At 40.3% G+C, this 16,077-nt stretch carries 15 protein-coding genes; 1 reads left to right on the plus strand and 14 read right to left on the minus strand.

Going from position 1 to position 16,077, the window contains the following annotated elements; translation table 11 throughout:
* Positions 1 to 109: 109 nt before the first annotated feature.
* The 13 genes from G610_RS0117225 to G610_RS21500 all read right to left on the minus strand — a co-directional run bounded on the left by G610_RS0117225 (position 110) and on the right by G610_RS21500 (position 14,657).
* Positions 110 to 895, minus strand: coding sequence for a hypothetical protein (locus tag G610_RS0117225; RefSeq protein ID WP_026525765.1), 786 nt, complete (start codon positions 893 to 895; stop codon positions 110 to 112).
* Positions 896 to 1,040: 145 nt separating this feature from the next.
* Complete coding sequence (locus G610_RS0117230; protein WP_026525766.1) at positions 1,041 to 2,780, minus strand: carbon starvation CstA family protein; 1,740 nt, start codon at positions 2,778 to 2,780, stop codon at positions 1,041 to 1,043.
* Between the two features lie 34 nt (positions 2,781 to 2,814).
* Positions 2,815 to 3,387: a hypothetical protein gene (locus tag G610_RS21485; RefSeq protein WP_051198093.1), complete on the minus strand. Its 573-nt coding sequence runs from the start codon at positions 3,385 to 3,387 to the stop codon at positions 2,815 to 2,817.
* A gap of 423 nt (positions 3,388 to 3,810) precedes the next feature.
* Positions 3,811 to 4,308, minus strand: a complete 498-nt coding sequence (locus G610_RS0117245) for a hypothetical protein (protein ID WP_026525767.1) — start codon at positions 4,306 to 4,308, stop codon at positions 3,811 to 3,813.
* 18 nt (positions 4,309 to 4,326) lie between these two features.
* Entirely contained in the window at positions 4,327 to 5,121 is a 795-nt protein-coding gene (locus G610_RS21490; RefSeq protein ID WP_051198094.1) for a class B sortase, read from the minus strand.
* Positions 5,122 to 5,189: 68 nt separating this feature from the next.
* A complete protein-coding gene (locus tag G610_RS0117255; RefSeq protein WP_035797887.1) occupies positions 5,190 to 6,368 on the minus strand; it encodes a pectin acetylesterase-family hydrolase in 1,179 nt (392 codons plus the stop codon).
* Positions 6,369 to 6,418: 50 nt separating this feature from the next.
* On the minus strand, positions 6,419 to 7,135 hold the full coding sequence (locus tag G610_RS0117260; protein ID WP_026525769.1) for a DUF6320 domain-containing protein: 717 nt from the start codon (positions 7,133 to 7,135) through the stop codon (positions 6,419 to 6,421).
* A complete protein-coding gene (locus tag G610_RS0117265; protein WP_026525770.1) occupies positions 7,135 to 8,439 on the minus strand; it encodes a hypothetical protein in 1,305 nt (434 codons plus the stop codon). The genes G610_RS0117260 and G610_RS0117265 overlap by 1 nt, the downstream gene beginning before the upstream one ends.
* A gap of 25 nt (positions 8,440 to 8,464) precedes the next feature.
* Positions 8,465 to 11,062 carry a right-handed parallel beta-helix repeat-containing protein gene (locus G610_RS21495; RefSeq protein WP_081667591.1) on the minus strand — a complete coding sequence of 866 codons (2,598 nt, stop codon included), beginning with the start codon at positions 11,060 to 11,062 and terminating at the stop codon, positions 8,465 to 8,467.
* A gap of 102 nt (positions 11,063 to 11,164) precedes the next feature.
* The gene (locus tag G610_RS0117275) at positions 11,165 to 11,977 is read right to left on the minus strand and encodes a response regulator (RefSeq protein ID WP_026525771.1); all 813 of its coding nucleotides are present in this window, start codon (positions 11,975 to 11,977) and stop codon (positions 11,165 to 11,167) included.
* A gap of 216 nt (positions 11,978 to 12,193) precedes the next feature.
* Positions 12,194 to 12,985 (minus strand): response regulator, encoded by a 792-nt coding sequence (locus tag G610_RS0117280; RefSeq protein WP_026525772.1) that lies wholly within the window; start codon positions 12,983 to 12,985, stop codon positions 12,194 to 12,196.
* 224 nt (positions 12,986 to 13,209) lie between these two features.
* Positions 13,210 to 14,172, minus strand: a complete 963-nt coding sequence (locus tag G610_RS0117285; protein WP_026525773.1) for a hypothetical protein — start codon at positions 14,170 to 14,172, stop codon at positions 13,210 to 13,212.
* Positions 14,173 to 14,186: 14 nt separating this feature from the next.
* On the minus strand, positions 14,187 to 14,657 hold the full coding sequence (locus tag G610_RS21500; RefSeq protein ID WP_242829674.1) for a DNA/RNA non-specific endonuclease: 471 nt from the start codon (positions 14,655 to 14,657) through the stop codon (positions 14,187 to 14,189).
* A gap of 183 nt (positions 14,658 to 14,840) precedes the next feature.
* Here G610_RS21500 and G610_RS0117295 point away from each other — a divergent pair, with 183 nt between their 5' ends.
* Positions 14,841 to 15,407: a hypothetical protein gene (locus G610_RS0117295; RefSeq protein ID WP_242829675.1), complete on the plus strand. Its 567-nt coding sequence runs from the start codon at positions 14,841 to 14,843 to the stop codon at positions 15,405 to 15,407.
* Positions 15,408 to 15,591: 184 nt separating this feature from the next.
* Here the strand turns inward: G610_RS0117295 and G610_RS0117300 are convergent, their stop codons facing one another.
* The gene (locus G610_RS0117300; RefSeq protein ID WP_026525775.1) at positions 15,592 to 16,065 is read right to left on the minus strand and encodes a GNAT family N-acetyltransferase; all 474 of its coding nucleotides are present in this window, start codon (positions 16,063 to 16,065) and stop codon (positions 15,592 to 15,594) included.
* Between the last annotated feature and the right edge of the window lie 12 nt (positions 16,066 to 16,077).

Below are 16,077 nucleotides of genomic sequence, written 5' to 3' on the forward strand. Positions count from 1 at the left end.
GCGTTCGGCTACCTCAATGTAAATATCTGCGATTTTCAAGGTTCATCTGAGCCTATTTTTTTGACTCATTTTTTTCATAGATCATTTGACACTATCTGTTTGTAATATCTTATTTTGCGAAATTCACCAATCTGCTGATGGTATAGTAAGTACTTGATATTTCCTTTGTTTTCTTATTCTGATACTTTATCCAGATAAAGGTATCAGCCTCCATTCTGTCAAGATCGTTTCTGAATTTACCATTTGAAGAGTGATATTGATAGTGACGATTACTTAACTTTATGACCGTATTGTTTTTAATCCGGTGCCAGTCAGCTTTATTAGAGTCCTCAAGATTTGTCTCTCCATACCATACCTCAAGAAGCTTATAACCTTTTTTCATGGTAATCTTAAGTTTTCCCTTTTTGGGGATGCGTAAAAGACTGTAGAAATTGTCGCTTAGAAGATTTTTTTTCGCATACATAACCTTCTTGCAGGGCTCCTGCTGTTCAAGCGTTTTGGGCTTTTTTACTTTTACGGTAATTACCTTGTGATCCTTTATCACACCATTTTTTGTAATAACATCAAACTCAAAAGTATATTTGCCCTTCTTATCGGTCCATATACCAATTCCCATCTTGGTACTTTCTGTATATTCTTCATAGCTAACCCGAAAAACCTTCAGATGCTTGCTGCTGGTCTTGAGGTTAATGATGTCGTCACCTCTTGCGTCTGTTTCCAAATCAAAAAGGTAATCATTACCTGTAGCGTAGTAACCACCCTTGTAATAAATAACCTCAACAGTATCATCGCACTTAACAGCTGCCCTTGCGCTCATATTCCATGCATTAAAAATGCATAACAAAAAAGCAGCTGCAAATACGAGCCTTGCTAAAAAATAATTGATTTTTTTCATAGATTTTTCTCCCAACAAAAATATTGAATGTTGCAGAACACAACAGAATAAATTTTAGCATTCCGTCTGAATATACGCAATAAAAAAGGCGCATGTTCCATAAGGTTCATGCACCTTTTCTACATTTTTCAAATTATGAAATTACTTATGCTGCCTTCTTTGCATTCTTTTCAACATACTGACCATAAAGCGTCTTTGCTGCAATTCCTGCAAGCACCAGTGAAAGAGCGATCAGAAGAACTGCGATAGCTGACTGGATGAGGGCCCAAACATCAGCTGCTCCGCTAAGGTATGCTGTCATCTTAGCCATAATTGTCTGAACAAGTGAGCAGATAGTTACTGCAAGCATGAATACCATGGGAACATAGAACATCTTGTTGTTCTTTCCAACCTGACCAAGCCATGTGCATACTGCAAGAAGTCCGATTGCTGCAAGAAGCTGATTAGCTGCACCAAAGAGAGGCCAGATCTTGGTATAACCTGTCATACCAAGGCTTACACCAAGTACAACTGTGATAGCTGTTGCTACGTAAGGATTAGCGAGAACCTTCTTGTAGCCTGCAAGATCCTTCTTGTCTACATCCTGATCCACGAAGAATTCCTGGAACATATATCTTGCAAGGCGTGTAGCTGTATCAAGCGATGTAAGGCAGAAAACTGAAACTGCAAGGATCAGCATCTGATACATGATGTTTTGGAGACTGGGTGCGAAGGATCCGATCATCGCTGATAAGCCGCCTGCAAATACCTGAGTAGGGCTTGCGTAAGCGCCTTCTGCTGCTGCGCTCCATACGAAGCCGATAGCGCAAAGTGAAATAACTGCAACTGCGCACTCGATAAGCATTGAACCATAAGCTACAGGCTGTGCATGCTTCTCGTTGTCGAGCTGCTTAGCTGTTGTTCCTGAAGATACAAGTGAGTGGAAACCTGAAATAGCTCCACATGCAATTGTTACGAAAAGTGCAGGGAAAGCTGTACCTGTTGTAAATACGCCTGTTCCCTTAAGTGCTGCATCGCCGAAAGCAGGAACTGAAAAGCTTCCGTTTCCGCTTACTACACCGCCGATAACTGCGATCACACCTGCTGCGATCATGAAGTAAAGCAGGAATGAGCTGAGGTAATCTCTGGGCTGAAGCAGAATCCATACAGGAGTTACGCTGGCAACAAGGATGTATGCGCCAACAATCCACATCCATGAATTGTATGTAAGTGAAATCGGATGGAAATTAAGACCGATTGCCACGATTGCTGCAATTCCGGCTACGCCAAGAACTGATGCTACAACGATGTTAGTATTTTTTCTGTAAACAAAGTATCCAAAAGCCATAGCCAGTGCAATGAACAGAATAGAAATCATTGCTGTTGACTCATTTGCTGCAAGAGCTGCTCCTTCAACTGCTGCGCCTGCTGATGTTGTGCTGCCGAATGTGCTTGCAACGATTGAGCTGAAAGCTGCAACAACAAGAAGCAGTGTCAGATAACCGAATGTAAGGAAAAGTCTCTTAGCTTTTCTTCCCATTGAATCGTCGATGATCTCACCGATTGACTGTCCCTTGTGACGAAGGGACGCTACGAGTGCACCGAAATCATGCACACCACCAAAGAAAATTCCACCGATAAGAACCCAAAGTAAAACAGGTACCCAGCCGAAAACCGCTGCCTGAATAGGTCCGTTAATAGGGCCTGCACCTGCTATTGATGAAAAATGATGTCCCATAACCACCGGGGTCTTTGCAGGAACATAATCCATTCCGTCCTCAAGCTCGTGAGCCGGTGTCTTCCTCTTAGGATCAATTCCCCACTGTTTTGCAAGATATCCGCCATATACCACGTAACCTACGGCAAGAATGGCTAAACTTGCGATCAAAAGTACTGCTGCATTCATTTACTTCTCTCCTCCTTATTCCCCATTATGTATATCAACAGGCTATTTCACCTGAAGATGGGCTTATTTCCTTTCTCCCCTGTTTATCAAAAACATCCTGCAAAAGCTTCCTCATATCCCTTGCATTGGAATTGGTAACAATCTCTTCTGTCTTCATGGAAATTGCTGCTATTCTGGCTTCGCTGTGACCTCTGAAGTTGAACATGTAGCCTTTGTCGAATCTGAATTTCTTAACTTCTTTTTTCACTTCATCAGAAAGTTCGCCATCTGTAAGAAGCACAAAGGTGATATAACTGCACATGTGATCCTTCTGCGGATATTTGCCGCCCTTTCTTACAAGCTGCGGCTCTATGCTTTCCGTAATGTGCTCTCTTACAAGATCAAGAGTAGCTTTTGATAACTCATCCTCTGTTATGAAAAATACATGCTCAAATGCATTTACCGCCCAAAGCTGAGCTTCCTTCCTAAGTACATATTTCTCACTGAATGAATGAAAATATGCATAAGCAGGATAAGTCACATTTTCCAATTTGTAATTTTCACTTATATCGAAATTTACCTGATAACGGTAAAGAAGATCTTTCAGATATTCCCCTTTTGATAACATTTCTCTCTCCCCGAAACCCGATTTCTAAATCAATTAAACTTAATCAAGTTTCTTGATGTTTTATAAAAACAACTTAGAAAAACTTTATCACTTTGACGCGTTATTGCAAGATGGCAAAATTAATCTCTTTTGACATTAATTTTGTAATGTATTTTAGGATTTTTATTTTGAAGTATATTCTTGAAATTATTTTTAGACAGACAAAAACCGCAGCCAAAGCTGCGGTCATTCGTCCAATAGTTATTCTTCCGGAGCTGTTCTGGGAACGAACCAGATAACAGCTACTGCGATCAAAAAGAAGATCGCTGCTAAAACATGAACCATAAATCTAACTCCCCTCATATTCGGTTTCACTTACTGTCATTATATCGGATAATTTATGGAAAGTTTATAGCCAATTTATAAGTATTTTTCAATTAAATCTTAAACATTTTTGCCAAAACGCCCAGCAAGCAGAGTTGTAAGGAATACAGAAAGGCTTGCCAGCATCACTATAAAGGTAATGGCAATCCTGTTGTCATCTCCTGTCTTTGGCAGATCGTTGGTGGTGGTCGCCACAGTTGCCGCAACTGAAGTAGATTCAGATGATGCTGCGCTTACTGAAGTAGTCGGAGTTGAAGCTGCTGATGACGCCGAGGATGCCGATGTACTCGTAGCATTATTATTGTTATTGGTTGTTGTGCTGGCTTTGCTTGATGCGTTATTTGATGCCTTACTTGCTGATGTACCTGAGCTCGCGATTTCTGCTGCAGCTGCTTCCTCAGCTTTCTCTTTATCGGTGTCCTTCTCATCATCAAGAAGTCCCGCATCATAGTTGTCCTTGATATCAACTTTTACAGCCAGAGCCTTCTGACCCATGGCAGGTGCCATAAGCATCAGCACAAATACCTGAATTGCCAGTAAAATCCTGATTTTCTTCATAGTAAACTCCCCTTTTCTCTAGCAGACTCTTTTTGCAACCACAAGAAGTCTTCCATTTTTCATAGTGTAGTCACAGGTCGATAATGTCAAAAGTTCATCACCGTAAGTGGCTGTTGCAGCAATCTTGTGAAGTGACCTGTGTTTAAGATTGGCAACGTATGTATCAAAAGTTTCTTTATCATCCAGGTTAATGTAATCGGAATACTTAAAGCCGTTTTCTCCGTTGGCTGACGTATCAAGAACAGCAATAACTTCATAAAACCTCTGCTCTGTGGCAGTATCAAGCTCGAATGCCTGATGCTTTCTCATATACTGCTCATCCTTGAAATACTTAAGCGTTCCAAAGATTGCCCCCGACTTCATGTTGTGACCATGAATAAGGAGGTGATTGTCGTTCATATCACTGTTACATCTCTTATCAAGAACAAGAAGCCCGTTCCTGTCTGAGTTTTTGAAAAAATCATGTTCAAGATAGTAGTCGTTATCATCCTCCTTGAACATAATGGGATAATCGATATTCGTTCCCTGGATTCTGAGCCATCCCTTCATATCGGAATTCTTTTTTGTGAGATACTCCATTTTAAGGGTAACCAGGTTGGTATTTTCTTCTGCGGGATCCTCTGTGGCTGCGCTTACTGTCCCTGTCCTTTGAACAGATACGGACGCCATGGCCTGGACCTTTTTCATATTGGCACTGCTCTTTTGCTCAGAATACATCTGAACAGCAAAAACACCTGTACCGGCTATAAAAGTGATACAGGACAATGCAAGAATGGTTCTTCTAATTGTTTTTGCTATAGTCCCCCTTCGCATAAGCAGTTCCCCATAGTATTTTCATTACCATTTTACAAATGATATTTCGGCATAAAATACGATAAAATTTAGTCTGACTCAAGAAGTTCCATGCCTACATCATATAAATTCCCGTTCACCGCATCATAAAGCCATCTGGCCATTGTCACATCATCCTGAGTAAACCTCGTAAAATAAGGCTCCCTGACAGCCGTGTGTACCGTTCCTCCCTTGGTTATAAGCGGTATTTCCCAGTTATTTATAAACATGTGGAAATTGGGAGTTATCTTTTTAAGTTCAGCCACCATTTCCTTTAGCTGCTCAAAATATGCCTTTTGTACATCCTCATCAGTGGCGTATTTTTTATAGGTAACATCATTATAATAGGCACTTAAAACATAATCTCTCGTGGAGCTGGAGTACAGATACCTGATCTTCTCTCCATACTTTTTATAAAGAGCTTTATACCAGCTAAGAGTTATATTATCTGAATCTATTGCTTCACAAATCGGTTGCGGCGCCTTCCAGACCTCCCTTGCTGTAGAAACCCACTTTTTATATAAAAGTAGCGCGCTGTCTGAAAGGACTGTTACATCGCTTACACCCTGATACCACACGCTTAAAATCTCATCCGTAAGTGCAGGTACCGCAAAAGCGCCTGCGCTGTTGCCGGCTATAAGGAGCTTCTTGGGACTTCCAAAAAGATTCCTTGCTCTTGCCATACCTTCCATGAAGTTCAAATATCCATGAAAATAAAGGACATGGTTATCCCCGTCCTCACCTTTATATGGAAATTCATTGTTACCCACATGAAAATCGCCTGTGGCATAGGGAATATCGATGATACTGTAGTCCCTGAAGGGATTGCCGGTATCCTTCATGTTCATTATTCCCATATCAATATTCATTATCTGTGTGAAAGGTCTTAGATTATTCCAATAATAATTGGGAAGTGCAGCTGCCACCTTGCCGCCTGAAACGGGTCTTGCAGCCGTATATTCATTCCAGGCTACGCCCCCACCAGAGAAAAATATACACAGCTTTTTGGGATCAGCTATTTTGACATAGATATAGTATTCGGAGCCATCCCCTGATATCCCCATTGGCACAGGCACCCTGTACCAGACCTTTTTCTCAGGTTCTTCCGGTAGCTCAGGCGCCAGCATATCCTTTTCAACAATTCTTTTTCCGATGGAGTTCTCTACAAAATCCCCTAGATGAAGCTCCAACATCTGTTTTCGAATCTGTCTTTTTTCACGAATACCCATAAAGGTATCCCCCCTCAAAAGCAATTTTTTATGAAAAGCAGATCATCATTTTATACGTTAAACATTCTTCCCGCAGCGCTTCTAAGCTCTCTAAACCTGAAGATTATGGCTGCAACCATTACGATGGCAAAGCCTGCCATGGTGAAAACAGCAGCATAAGGAAGATGATTTTCACCTCTCCAGATAAAGAATATCTGAGCAAAGGAAAGTACTGCGTCAAAAGCAATATAAGAAATGTATTCTTCAAATCTGAGCTTCATCGCTTTAGCAATAATATAGGTCACAATGGTATGACCGATAAGGCAGAACGGAATCATCCATACAACGCTCCAGCCATAGAAGCCCGTCATCTTATCTATGTAGTAATCAACGATTATGGCCACCATTACTTCCACTGCCAGTACCTTAAGAATATTGTAGCGGTATTTCATTATGGCGATTATATCAAGCCACACCACAATACTTCCAAGAATGGTAGCTCCTGTCCAGGACATCATCTCACCAAAAAGGTATCTGAGAGTGATGCAGACAACTATAACAATAGCAAGTATAAAGGTGCAGATTCTCATGAAGGTAACGCCTGTGATTTTCCTCTCATTGAGAATGGGAAATGCTTCGTCATCATCTTCAAAATCATCTATATCATAAATATCTTCATCTATGGCTGCTCTTTTCATGCCATCCTTATCAAGGATCTTGCCTTCGCAAAGTGGGCAGCACTGCTTTTTGCCTCTTATGGCAATTTTACATTTCGGACAATATAACATTACTTATTCACCTCGTGAGAACTATGTTTTTCGGGAACAATGTCAAAATCATTGGTTGCAAGTTCAACACCTATTCCCTCTGCAGTAATTCTTCTGCAAAGATTCAGCATTGTGGGGTGCGTAGTAAATGCGGAGCACTCACCAAATACCATCTTGTCTCTGAAGCTGCAGATTGTAATCTGTTCCTTGGAGGCGGTCATGAAAGCGCTGAATCTCTCGATGAAAGGAGTAACCTCCGCAGGCATTTTTATAACACCCATATTGGAAATGGATGTGGTAACGCCGCTCTTGGCAGCTGCATCGAATCTGCCGATGGCATAGTCTTTTATAAAAAGCGGAACAACCTTGATAGCAAGATTGTGTTCAAGAGCCGCATATGAATTCATGGTGTTATTTACTCTCTCCGGCTCAAGCTGCTTCTTAAAGGATTCGCTTACCACCTTGATTATGCTGTCCAGTGTATTGTCGAAATCCAAAGGCTCAAATCTGATACTGATTACACCAAAGAAATTTCTTGCGGTGTTTGACTTAAAATACTGTCTTAAGTTAACCGGCACGCTGACAATGATGGGCTTCTTTTTCTGAGCCGTAGACATTGTATCAATGATTGCAGCTATATAAATAGAAGTACTAAGAACACCTACCGTACAGCCATAACGCTCTGCCAGCTTTTTGAATGCCTTAGCTGAAACCGTCGCCTCAACAACGTGAGATTCATTATTGGCATCTGTCTCGCCGTGAAGCTGATATGCGTGATTGGATGAAAGGCTCTTAAGCTGCTTTAATCCTTTAACATTCTGATAGAAATGTTTGAAGGCATCATTATTCATCTCCTGAAGTGATGCGATCTCTGCTCCGAAGAAATCTCCGTCAACGTGGAAATCATGGGCGATCTCCAGATATCTTGTGACAATTCTTCTAAAAAGGCTGAAGGCTCCGGTACCGTCTGCCAGTACGTGGAACATCTCCATGCTTATCCTCTTTTTATAGTAGATAACCCTGTAAAGAAGGCTCTTTTTCCCGGGAAGATACAGTGCACTGCAAACAGGCAGATGCTCCTCTTCCACCACGCATTTCAGATTGGAATCCTCCAGATAATACCAGAACAGCCCTCTTCTCAAAATGCAATTGAAAAATGGATATTCATCTATGGTCTCATCAAGAGCTCTCTGCAAAATCTCACCATCAACATCCTCAAAGAGCTCGCAGCAGATTCTGAAAACCCTGGTATTTGCGCCTCTTACCGTAGATGGTATGATTTTTGCCGCATTATCAAGTTTGTACCAATTAGTTCTTTTTTCCATTTCTTACTATATTTCGCAAAAAGCATCAAAGATTCTCTACAGTTTCTGTCACCGGTTCAATAGGTGATGTTTTGACTCTGTAGATTACATCTTCAAGCGAAATAAACTTCTTCTCCTGTATAAATTTTAAATATTTTGGTGTAAGCCTCATGGTGATCCTGGGCTCTAATTCCTTGTTCACTCTGTCGCTGATAGTCTTGCAGGCATCAACGGGATCATGTGTCATGCTCTTACTTAGTATACACAATAAAGTTCCAACTGTCTGAACAAGTCCGCCCATATTCATATCCATGGAAGCATCAATTGACTGAAGTGAATTAACTTTCCATTTCGTCTTTTCAGAGTATATGCCATATTCACAGTCAACTTCAATAAGCTTCTGCGTTTTCAGGTCGCGAAGCCACGCTGTATTTCCTTTTACAAAAATGTCCTGCACCTGGAAAAGTGATCCATTATAAGGGAATGAGACATTTTCGCAATTAGTCATGGTTATATTGGACTGTATCTCTACAGCCTCAGGCTCTTCTTTTTGAACGATTCTTTTCCTTGGTCTGCCTTCAAGACGATCTTTCTGATGAAAAGAGATCGACCTGTCATCATTGCTGCTGAAAAATACGGTGAATCTGTCCCCTGCACCCTCTTCAAAGGGTCCGCAGAGAGGGTGTATTCCTCTTTTTCTTCCAAAGTAATCGGTATCGAATAAAATCGGAGTACCGTCTCTGTTCTCAAATCGCTGCTCAGGCTCAAAGGCTTCGCCCAAGATCTCCGTGGAAATCATCCTTGTCATAGCCCTGGGCAGATACTCATAGAGATTGGTGTGAAGTCTGAAATTCCCTTCCTCTTCTGAAACCATAATCTTAACTGTATGGTTATTTTCGATGTGAGGATTTATCTCGCTATCGCAGGGCTTAGCGCCATTGAAATACGCGTTGCCGTAAGCCCAAACAGGCAGATGATCATAGTATTTGTCATTGTAGCCGGGGCCGAATTTTTTAGTAAAATCAGGCTTAAGGGACTCAAAATATTTCGCTGCAGTGGGATAACCGTTATAGGGCACAGTTCCACAGATAAGATTGCACTCCTCCATGGTTCCCATATCCATGCTGTTCACATAGTCTCTTAAATCCTGGCGTATCTCTTTTTGAACAAAGATATTGTTGTAGAATCTGGCATCTCCGTGAAGGATCGTCATGAATCCTGCAATTGCCGTCGAATGCGGTACATGGTACGGAGTATATCTGCAGCTCTGGAACTTAAGACCGCCATTGTCAGTACCGCTTCCCACATAGGAAAATGATCCGTTTATAAGATTATGCACCAGGGCAATTCCCTGAGTGCTTAGTCTCATGGAAATATCTGAAAGCATCAGATTGTGGTCTATAAGCGTCGGGCCATGAGACACTTCAACAAAGATATCCTCGCCAAGACTAAGGGGATTTGAAATCTCGCAGCCCTGGGGCGGAGTATTATCATGGAAGAAATTCTGAGTAACCCTTGTACCCTGCGCCTGCCAGTCAAGCCACAGACCTCTTGTACAGTTATGGATGTGGTTTCTTCTGATCACAACATCAATTGCAGCATGCATCTTAATGCCGCCGATCTCTGCACCTGCAAGATTCTGCTTATTATTTATCCTGTAAATATGGTTATCTTCTATTGTACTGAAAACACCGCCAAGGTGACCTACAATACCGGTCTGACCACAGTCGTGAATATCACAGCGTCTGATAATGTGAGACCCGATATTTTCCTTATTCCAGCCTTCATTTACAGCCTGACAGATTGCATCCCTCTCTGTCTGTGTGCCATCCTTATGAAAAGTCGTAGTCCACTTGTTATCATTACCGGGCTGTAAATATTTTCCAAGAGAAATACCGCTGCACTTGGACTCTGAAATCTCGCAGTCCTCAATGATCCAGCCCTTTGCCCAATGAGGTCCGATAAGACCATCCTGATATGCCGTAGGCGGAGCCCACTGTGTAGCAGCCTGCCTAAGTGAAAAGCCTGAAACAGTAATGTAGTTTATGCCGTTTTCCAAAGGCATGAAGCAGTTTCTTCTGACACTTATTTCTACATTTTCTTCATTGGGATCGAGACCGTGGAAATTGGCGAAGATAACCGTATCTCCGGACTCCTGCGCTGAAAACCATGTGAATACAGAAAAATCCGGCTCCCAGGAAGCTTTGAAAACAAGAGGATTCTCGCACTCACTAATAGAAGAAACTTCATACATGGATCTGCCATTAAGGTAGACATCACCAGTATGAACCTCCTTGGGTGAAAAGAACCAGTCGCCCTTTACAGGAACAGTAAAGGGATTGTAGCTGCCGAAAATGTTATTCGGCACATTGACCTTCCATACGTCGCCGTTAAAATGAACCCAGTCGGTAACTCTCTCAGCGCCTGTAATTACTGCTCCGAGAGGTTCCACTGAGGTATAAACAATTGGTTTATCTTCTGTTCCGGAATTGACCGGATGAACATACTCTCTGTAGATACCGGGTGCAACTATTACAACATCACCGGGCTTTGCGATATCTGCAGCCTCCTGAATAAAGCGGAACGGGTGATTTCTCGTTCCGTCGCCACTTCGAACTACGTTTTCCGAAACATAAATCTGCATGACAACTCCCCTTTCCGCAGGTCCCCCTGCAGGCATATTATTTTTAACAAATAAATGAAATACGAATTGCTCCATGACTTTCGTCTTTTAGCAATCTGACACTTATTTCATTATATCACAAATAACCCTTAACTTTTCTTTATAGCTGCGATAAAGAGTCAAGAGTTTATCCTTGTTTTCATTTATGAAATTAAAATCTTCTTCCTTGCCTGCTTTTTCAACTGCCTCAGCAAGCTGCGCAAGCTCGGTAGCACCGATAATTCTGGATGTACTCTTAAGAGCATGAACCTTGGTTGTAAAAAACAGGTTATCTCCTCTGTCGTAAGCATCCTCAATTTCAAGGGATTTGCCATCTATGGCCGTTGCAAAATTGTTCAGGAATTTCTTTAAAGATTTGGCACTTCCGCAGAACTTAAGACCATCCTCAACAGAGATACCTTCTATTTTTGATATCTCCTGCAAAAGCTCCTGGTCTTCATCATCTGTAGTTTCCTTAACTTCAGCAGAAGCTTTCTCAGAATATGGATTCTTCTGAGAAGGCAGATAGTTTTGCAAAGCATCCTTAAGCTTATCGCCCTCTATGGGCTTTTGAAGTAAATCCGTAAAGCCAAGGTCTGTGTAGAATTCCTTGCCATCCTCCTCAGCGCTTGCAGTTACAGCAAGTACCGGCATGTCGGCATAGAGCTTCCTGATTTCCTTAAGGGTCTCTATTCCATCCATTCCGGGCATCATTCGGTCAAGAAGCACCATATCAAAAGTGTCATCAAGGCGTTTAAGACACTGCTCCCCACCTGTGACCATCCTTAGCTGGACATCTACTCCTTCAAGTAATTTCCTGACAAACTGCAAATTAAACTGGTCATCATCCACGACCATTATCTTTGCTTTCGAAGCGTCAGATACAGGTAAAATCATAATAAATCTCCCATTAAAAAAATATTTTTATAAATACCAATCCTTTGTTGGACATATGTTGGACATAGGTACTTATACTGAAGACGTATCGTAAATTCATTTAGATTTCTTGAGGGGGAGATTTAAAGTGAAATAAAGTATCTGTATTGAATATAGGTGCTGCGATAAAGTGAACCGGGATGCACTCTCTCCTGCATCCGGGTTCATTTTTTTTCATTAAAAATCATCCAGAAGCTCTGCTTCTGTCAGGCTGGCCCAGTAATAGGAATTCATATAGACTCCTCTGAATGCTGATATCGCATCCTTATCTCCGTCCAAATACCTGTACATATCGCAATCTATTAATTCAGGTTTTATTCGCATTGATCCACTTTTTATTTCCAGAATGTCACTTATCTCATATTTGGCCAGTGTCTCCTTCAGACTTCGCACTATAACATCCATCTGCTTCTGCATTGAGCGATCGTAAAATCCATCCTCCCACAATGCCGCAAAAGCTTCAGGTCTTGTCACTGTTCCGCCTCGCTGATCAATCAGATAAGCAAGCAGTTCTTTTGATTTGGATCTTTTAAATACTATTGTCTCTCCATCTTTGAAAACATCAAAGTTCCCAAAGGTCATTGCCTTAATAAGGTAAGGTGTCTCTTCTTCCTTATTCTCGACTATATACTTCAGCTCTTTGAACAACTTTTCTTTTTCAATGGGCTTAAGCAGATAGCCGTCTGCGTGTACCGAAAACGCATCAAGGGCATACTGTGCATATCCGGTTAAAAACACAATAGAAATTTTATGATCTTTCTCCCTGAGCTTAGCCGCCAGTGTAACGCCGTCCATCTCAGGCATATCAACATCAAGAAGTGCCACGCCTACATTGTTATCTTCAACGTATTCAATAGCTTCTTTTGCCGACGTGAATCCGATCACTTCATCGAAGAAACCCGATTCATCCATAAAGGAAATCGTAAGATCCAGTATAAGGTCGTCGTCATCGACGCATATCGCATTCATTCTTGTCATCCCTCACAGAAAGAAATTATTAAAATTTTATTAATTTTATAATAGCATATACTGTGCTGAATAATAAGTACTAAAAATTGCTCAAATAAAAAGTCCCGACATTTCTGCCAGAACTTTTAATGACTCTTATTATAATCTAATATTTTCTGTTGAATAATGTTGTCGAGAATAAAAACCTGTTGTCGAATACTCGAATATTGATAAACAACTGTTTATCATGGATGGCAATTACCACACGGATCATATCCTTGTGAAATCAGTTCATCACGACTAGCAGATGAAGTAGCATAATTCTCTGGTTTTATCTTTTTCACAGATTTGCAAGACGGATAATGAAATTTCATTGTATTAGTATTTAATACATATGTCTCTTCTGTATTTTGTTGTTCAGGAATGTCATATGTATTAAAGTTATCGCCATTTCCTCCACCGCCCTGACTTGTTTCCTCCTGAACATTTTCCACATTTGAAGTATCTGATACAACTTCAGTTGAAGCAGCGGGTTCACTCGCAATTCCTTCTGCCTCTTCAGAGACTTTATTTTCTTGTTCTTGTTGAACTACTTCATTAGACTGTTCATCTTTAGGTAAAGCATCTGTTTTTTCGTCGATATCTGTTTTGGCTTTGTTCTCTTCCTTAGCAGCCTGATCTGGCGAAATCTCAGTTGTCACTATATTGTTTTTATCCTCATCCAAGGGTTTATCGTCTTTGGCTTCAGTTGTTTTCTTCTCATCGGATTTTTGGGAGGTATTTAATACACCAGCTGAATCTTTCTTATTTTCGTTCACGCATTTCTCATCAGATACTTTTACTAAATCACTGTCCTTCAACTTATCACTGCCTGAATCATCTTTCTTATTATCTTCTAATGTCTTCTCCGGTATAATTCTTAAAACTTCTGCTTCAATCTGCTTATCATCTACCGCCTTTGTATTATCTGATGTAGGAAATGACATAGTTCCAACAATAAATAACACTATACTCACGATTACAGTAATCCATTTTTTTCTAAATTGTTCAGGTATAAACTGCAATACCTTTTCACGCAATGGTGAAACAACTACAGCTAAAAGGAGAAATAGAACTCCACTAATTATGCCACCTTTTGTGGCAAATCCTACAAGCGCCATCAACGAAATAAAGCACGTTATTCCACACAACAATATCTTTTTTATCATGAAAATCTTCCTTTCTATGGATTACAGTTTTTACAAGGCACATAACCATTATTGATAAGTTCATCTCTTGGTCCATTATGATAAAGCTTATTCTTTTCTTTCATAGCTTCAACACTACTGCACCAAGAATAATGAAACTTTTTAGTATTTTTATTTGCTACATAACTTCCTGTGATAACATTTGAATCCAAAGGTTGTTCCGGAGTTTGTTCATTAAACTCATTATCTTTTTCTGAAGTATCTGCCAGATAATTGGGATCCGCTTGATTACTACCATCCTTGTAGTCAATTATAACTCCTGGCTGTACATTGAAACAAAAGACATTAAAACTAATCCCTTTCCCTTTATCTTCTACAGAAAGTGCTTCAATAATAACTCCATTGCACAACAGATTACTGTCATTAAAAACCGGAGTCACTCGATACATTACATGATTTCCGCTACCTTTAATGTATGAAGCCACCATATTTTCATAGGGTAGCATACCCTCTACATTCATGTATCTTGTGCCAATGCCACTATTGCACCTTCTTACCTCTTCTTATCTCTTCGTATCTTCATTAGAGTACATCTTATCGGACATCTTCTATGAGAAAATTAATTATGTCCTTGGTATAAGCATATTCGAGGAACAAAAAAGAAACATTTTGGAGGAATATATACACTAATGATATCCGAAAATCGCACAATTCTTACCCACATGGAGGAGAACAATCCCGATGCCAAAATTATTATTTCTGATGATGGTAAAAAGATTGTTGAAATACAGAATATCCGAATCAGTGGAAAACGAAAAATTGACTGGGATGGGGTTGAGCAATACTTAAAAAAGTATATCGGTAAAAAATTTATTGTCGAAGAAAATGGTAAAACTGTTAATATAGCTTCTGATTTCCCTGATGAATATGCTAACAGTAAGGATTCTACTAAAAGTCATGGCACTATAGGGAAAGCAAAAGCAAACGCTGCTCAAGCTATTCCCGAGTTAATCCAAACTTTGTCTGAAATAAAGTATTTTTCAAATCTAGATGACAAGCATAAATCAGACTCACCCAATGGTTGGTTGAGAGGAACAGTTCATTTCTGTTTATCTGTAACAAATGACAAAGGAGAGGTTATAGGAACGAATACATTCCGTGGAAGAATGGTAATAAGGTGTGATTCCGAAAATAAGTTATACTTATATGACATTGTGACAATAAAAAAGAAACGTAGCACCCCGCTTGAGCAATAGCTGTACGGCTCGGCATAAATGCCAACCACATTTCTTGATAATATATTACATTTGGAATACTCATATGTCAAGTAATAATCCATATAGAAAAAGGCTTATACGCTTTTCTCAATTAAGCATATAAGCCTCTTCTTTCTCGTTGTATGTTCAATCAGCAAAACTTCTTCCTCATATAAACATCACCTCACAGAATACAAACCATAATGTATTCTTCGCTGTTTTCAGCCACTGTTTTAAAGCCGACTTTTTCATACATCCTAACAGCATAGTTTGCTTTTTGAACAGATAAAGAAGCCTGCTTAAATCCTTTTTCCTTTAGCAGATTAAGCATGTTTTCCATTAGTCTTGTTCCGATGCCTTTACCTCGATATTCCTTATAAAGAGAAATTACCATTGACGGAGTATCATCATCCACATGTCCGTAATCGTTCATGATTCGGGTCCAGACAGCGCCGATGACTCTGCCATCATCCTCTGCCACAATACAGTGATCTGCCTCACCTTTTCCGAAATTCTCATAGTACAGCTTCAGTTCAGGCCGCTCTATTATGTCTCTCGCAGGTGGCTTTGCGCCTTCAGGAATGAAAATGGCTTCGTACAAAAAATTCTTCAAAATGTCATATTCATTTTCTCTGATTTCACGAAGTATCATTTTCATCCCCTCTTCATA

It is taken from the genome of Butyrivibrio sp. MB2005 (assembly GCF_000424285.1).
Classification (GTDB): Bacteria; Bacillota; Clostridia; order Lachnospirales; family Lachnospiraceae; genus Butyrivibrio.

What these genes read in the sequence shown, in the direction of transcription:
- G610_RS0117230 (WP_026525766.1), bottom strand. Translation starts at nt 2,780, where the DNA reads ATGAATGCAGCAGTACTTTTGATCGCAAGTTTAGCCATTCTTGCCGTA.
- G610_RS21495 (WP_081667591.1), bottom strand. Translation starts at nt 11,062, where the DNA reads ATGCAGATTTATGTTTCGGAAAACGTAGTTCGAAGTGGCGACGGAACG.
- G610_RS0117300 (WP_026525775.1), bottom strand. Translation starts at nt 16,065, where the DNA reads ATGAAAATGATACTTCGTGAAATCAGAGAAAATGAATATGACATTTTG.
- G610_RS0117295 (WP_242829675.1), top strand. Translation starts at nt 14,841, where the DNA reads ATGATATCCGAAAATCGCACAATTCTTACCCACATGGAGGAGAACAAT.
- G610_RS21500 (WP_242829674.1), bottom strand. Translation starts at nt 14,657, where the DNA reads ATGCTACCCTATGAAAATATGGTGGCTTCATACATTAAAGGTAGCGGA.
- G610_RS0117265 (WP_026525770.1), bottom strand. Translation starts at nt 8,439, where the DNA reads ATGGAAAAAAGAACTAATTGGTACAAACTTGATAATGCGGCAAAAATC.
- G610_RS21485 (WP_051198093.1), bottom strand. Translation starts at nt 3,387, where the DNA reads ATGTTATCAAAAGGGGAATATCTGAAAGATCTTCTTTACCGTTATCAG.
- G610_RS0117225 (WP_026525765.1), bottom strand. Translation starts at nt 895, where the DNA reads ATGAAAAAAATCAATTATTTTTTAGCAAGGCTCGTATTTGCAGCTGCT.
- G610_RS0117245 (WP_026525767.1), bottom strand. Translation starts at nt 4,308, where the DNA reads ATGAAGAAAATCAGGATTTTACTGGCAATTCAGGTATTTGTGCTGATG.
- G610_RS0117255 (WP_035797887.1), bottom strand. Translation starts at nt 6,368, where the DNA reads ATGGGTATTCGTGAAAAAAGACAGATTCGAAAACAGATGTTGGAGCTT.
- G610_RS0117285 (WP_026525773.1), bottom strand. Translation starts at nt 14,172, where the DNA reads ATGATAAAAAAGATATTGTTGTGTGGAATAACGTGCTTTATTTCGTTG.
- G610_RS21490 (WP_051198094.1), bottom strand. Translation starts at nt 5,121, where the DNA reads ATGCGAAGGGGGACTATAGCAAAAACAATTAGAAGAACCATTCTTGCA.
- G610_RS0117280 (WP_026525772.1), bottom strand. Translation starts at nt 12,985, where the DNA reads ATGAATGCGATATGCGTCGATGACGACGACCTTATACTGGATCTTACG.
- G610_RS0117275 (WP_026525771.1), bottom strand. Translation starts at nt 11,977, where the DNA reads ATGATTTTACCTGTATCTGACGCTTCGAAAGCAAAGATAATGGTCGTG.
- G610_RS0117260 (WP_026525769.1), bottom strand. Translation starts at nt 7,135, where the DNA reads ATGTTATATTGTCCGAAATGTAAAATTGCCATAAGAGGCAAAAAGCAG.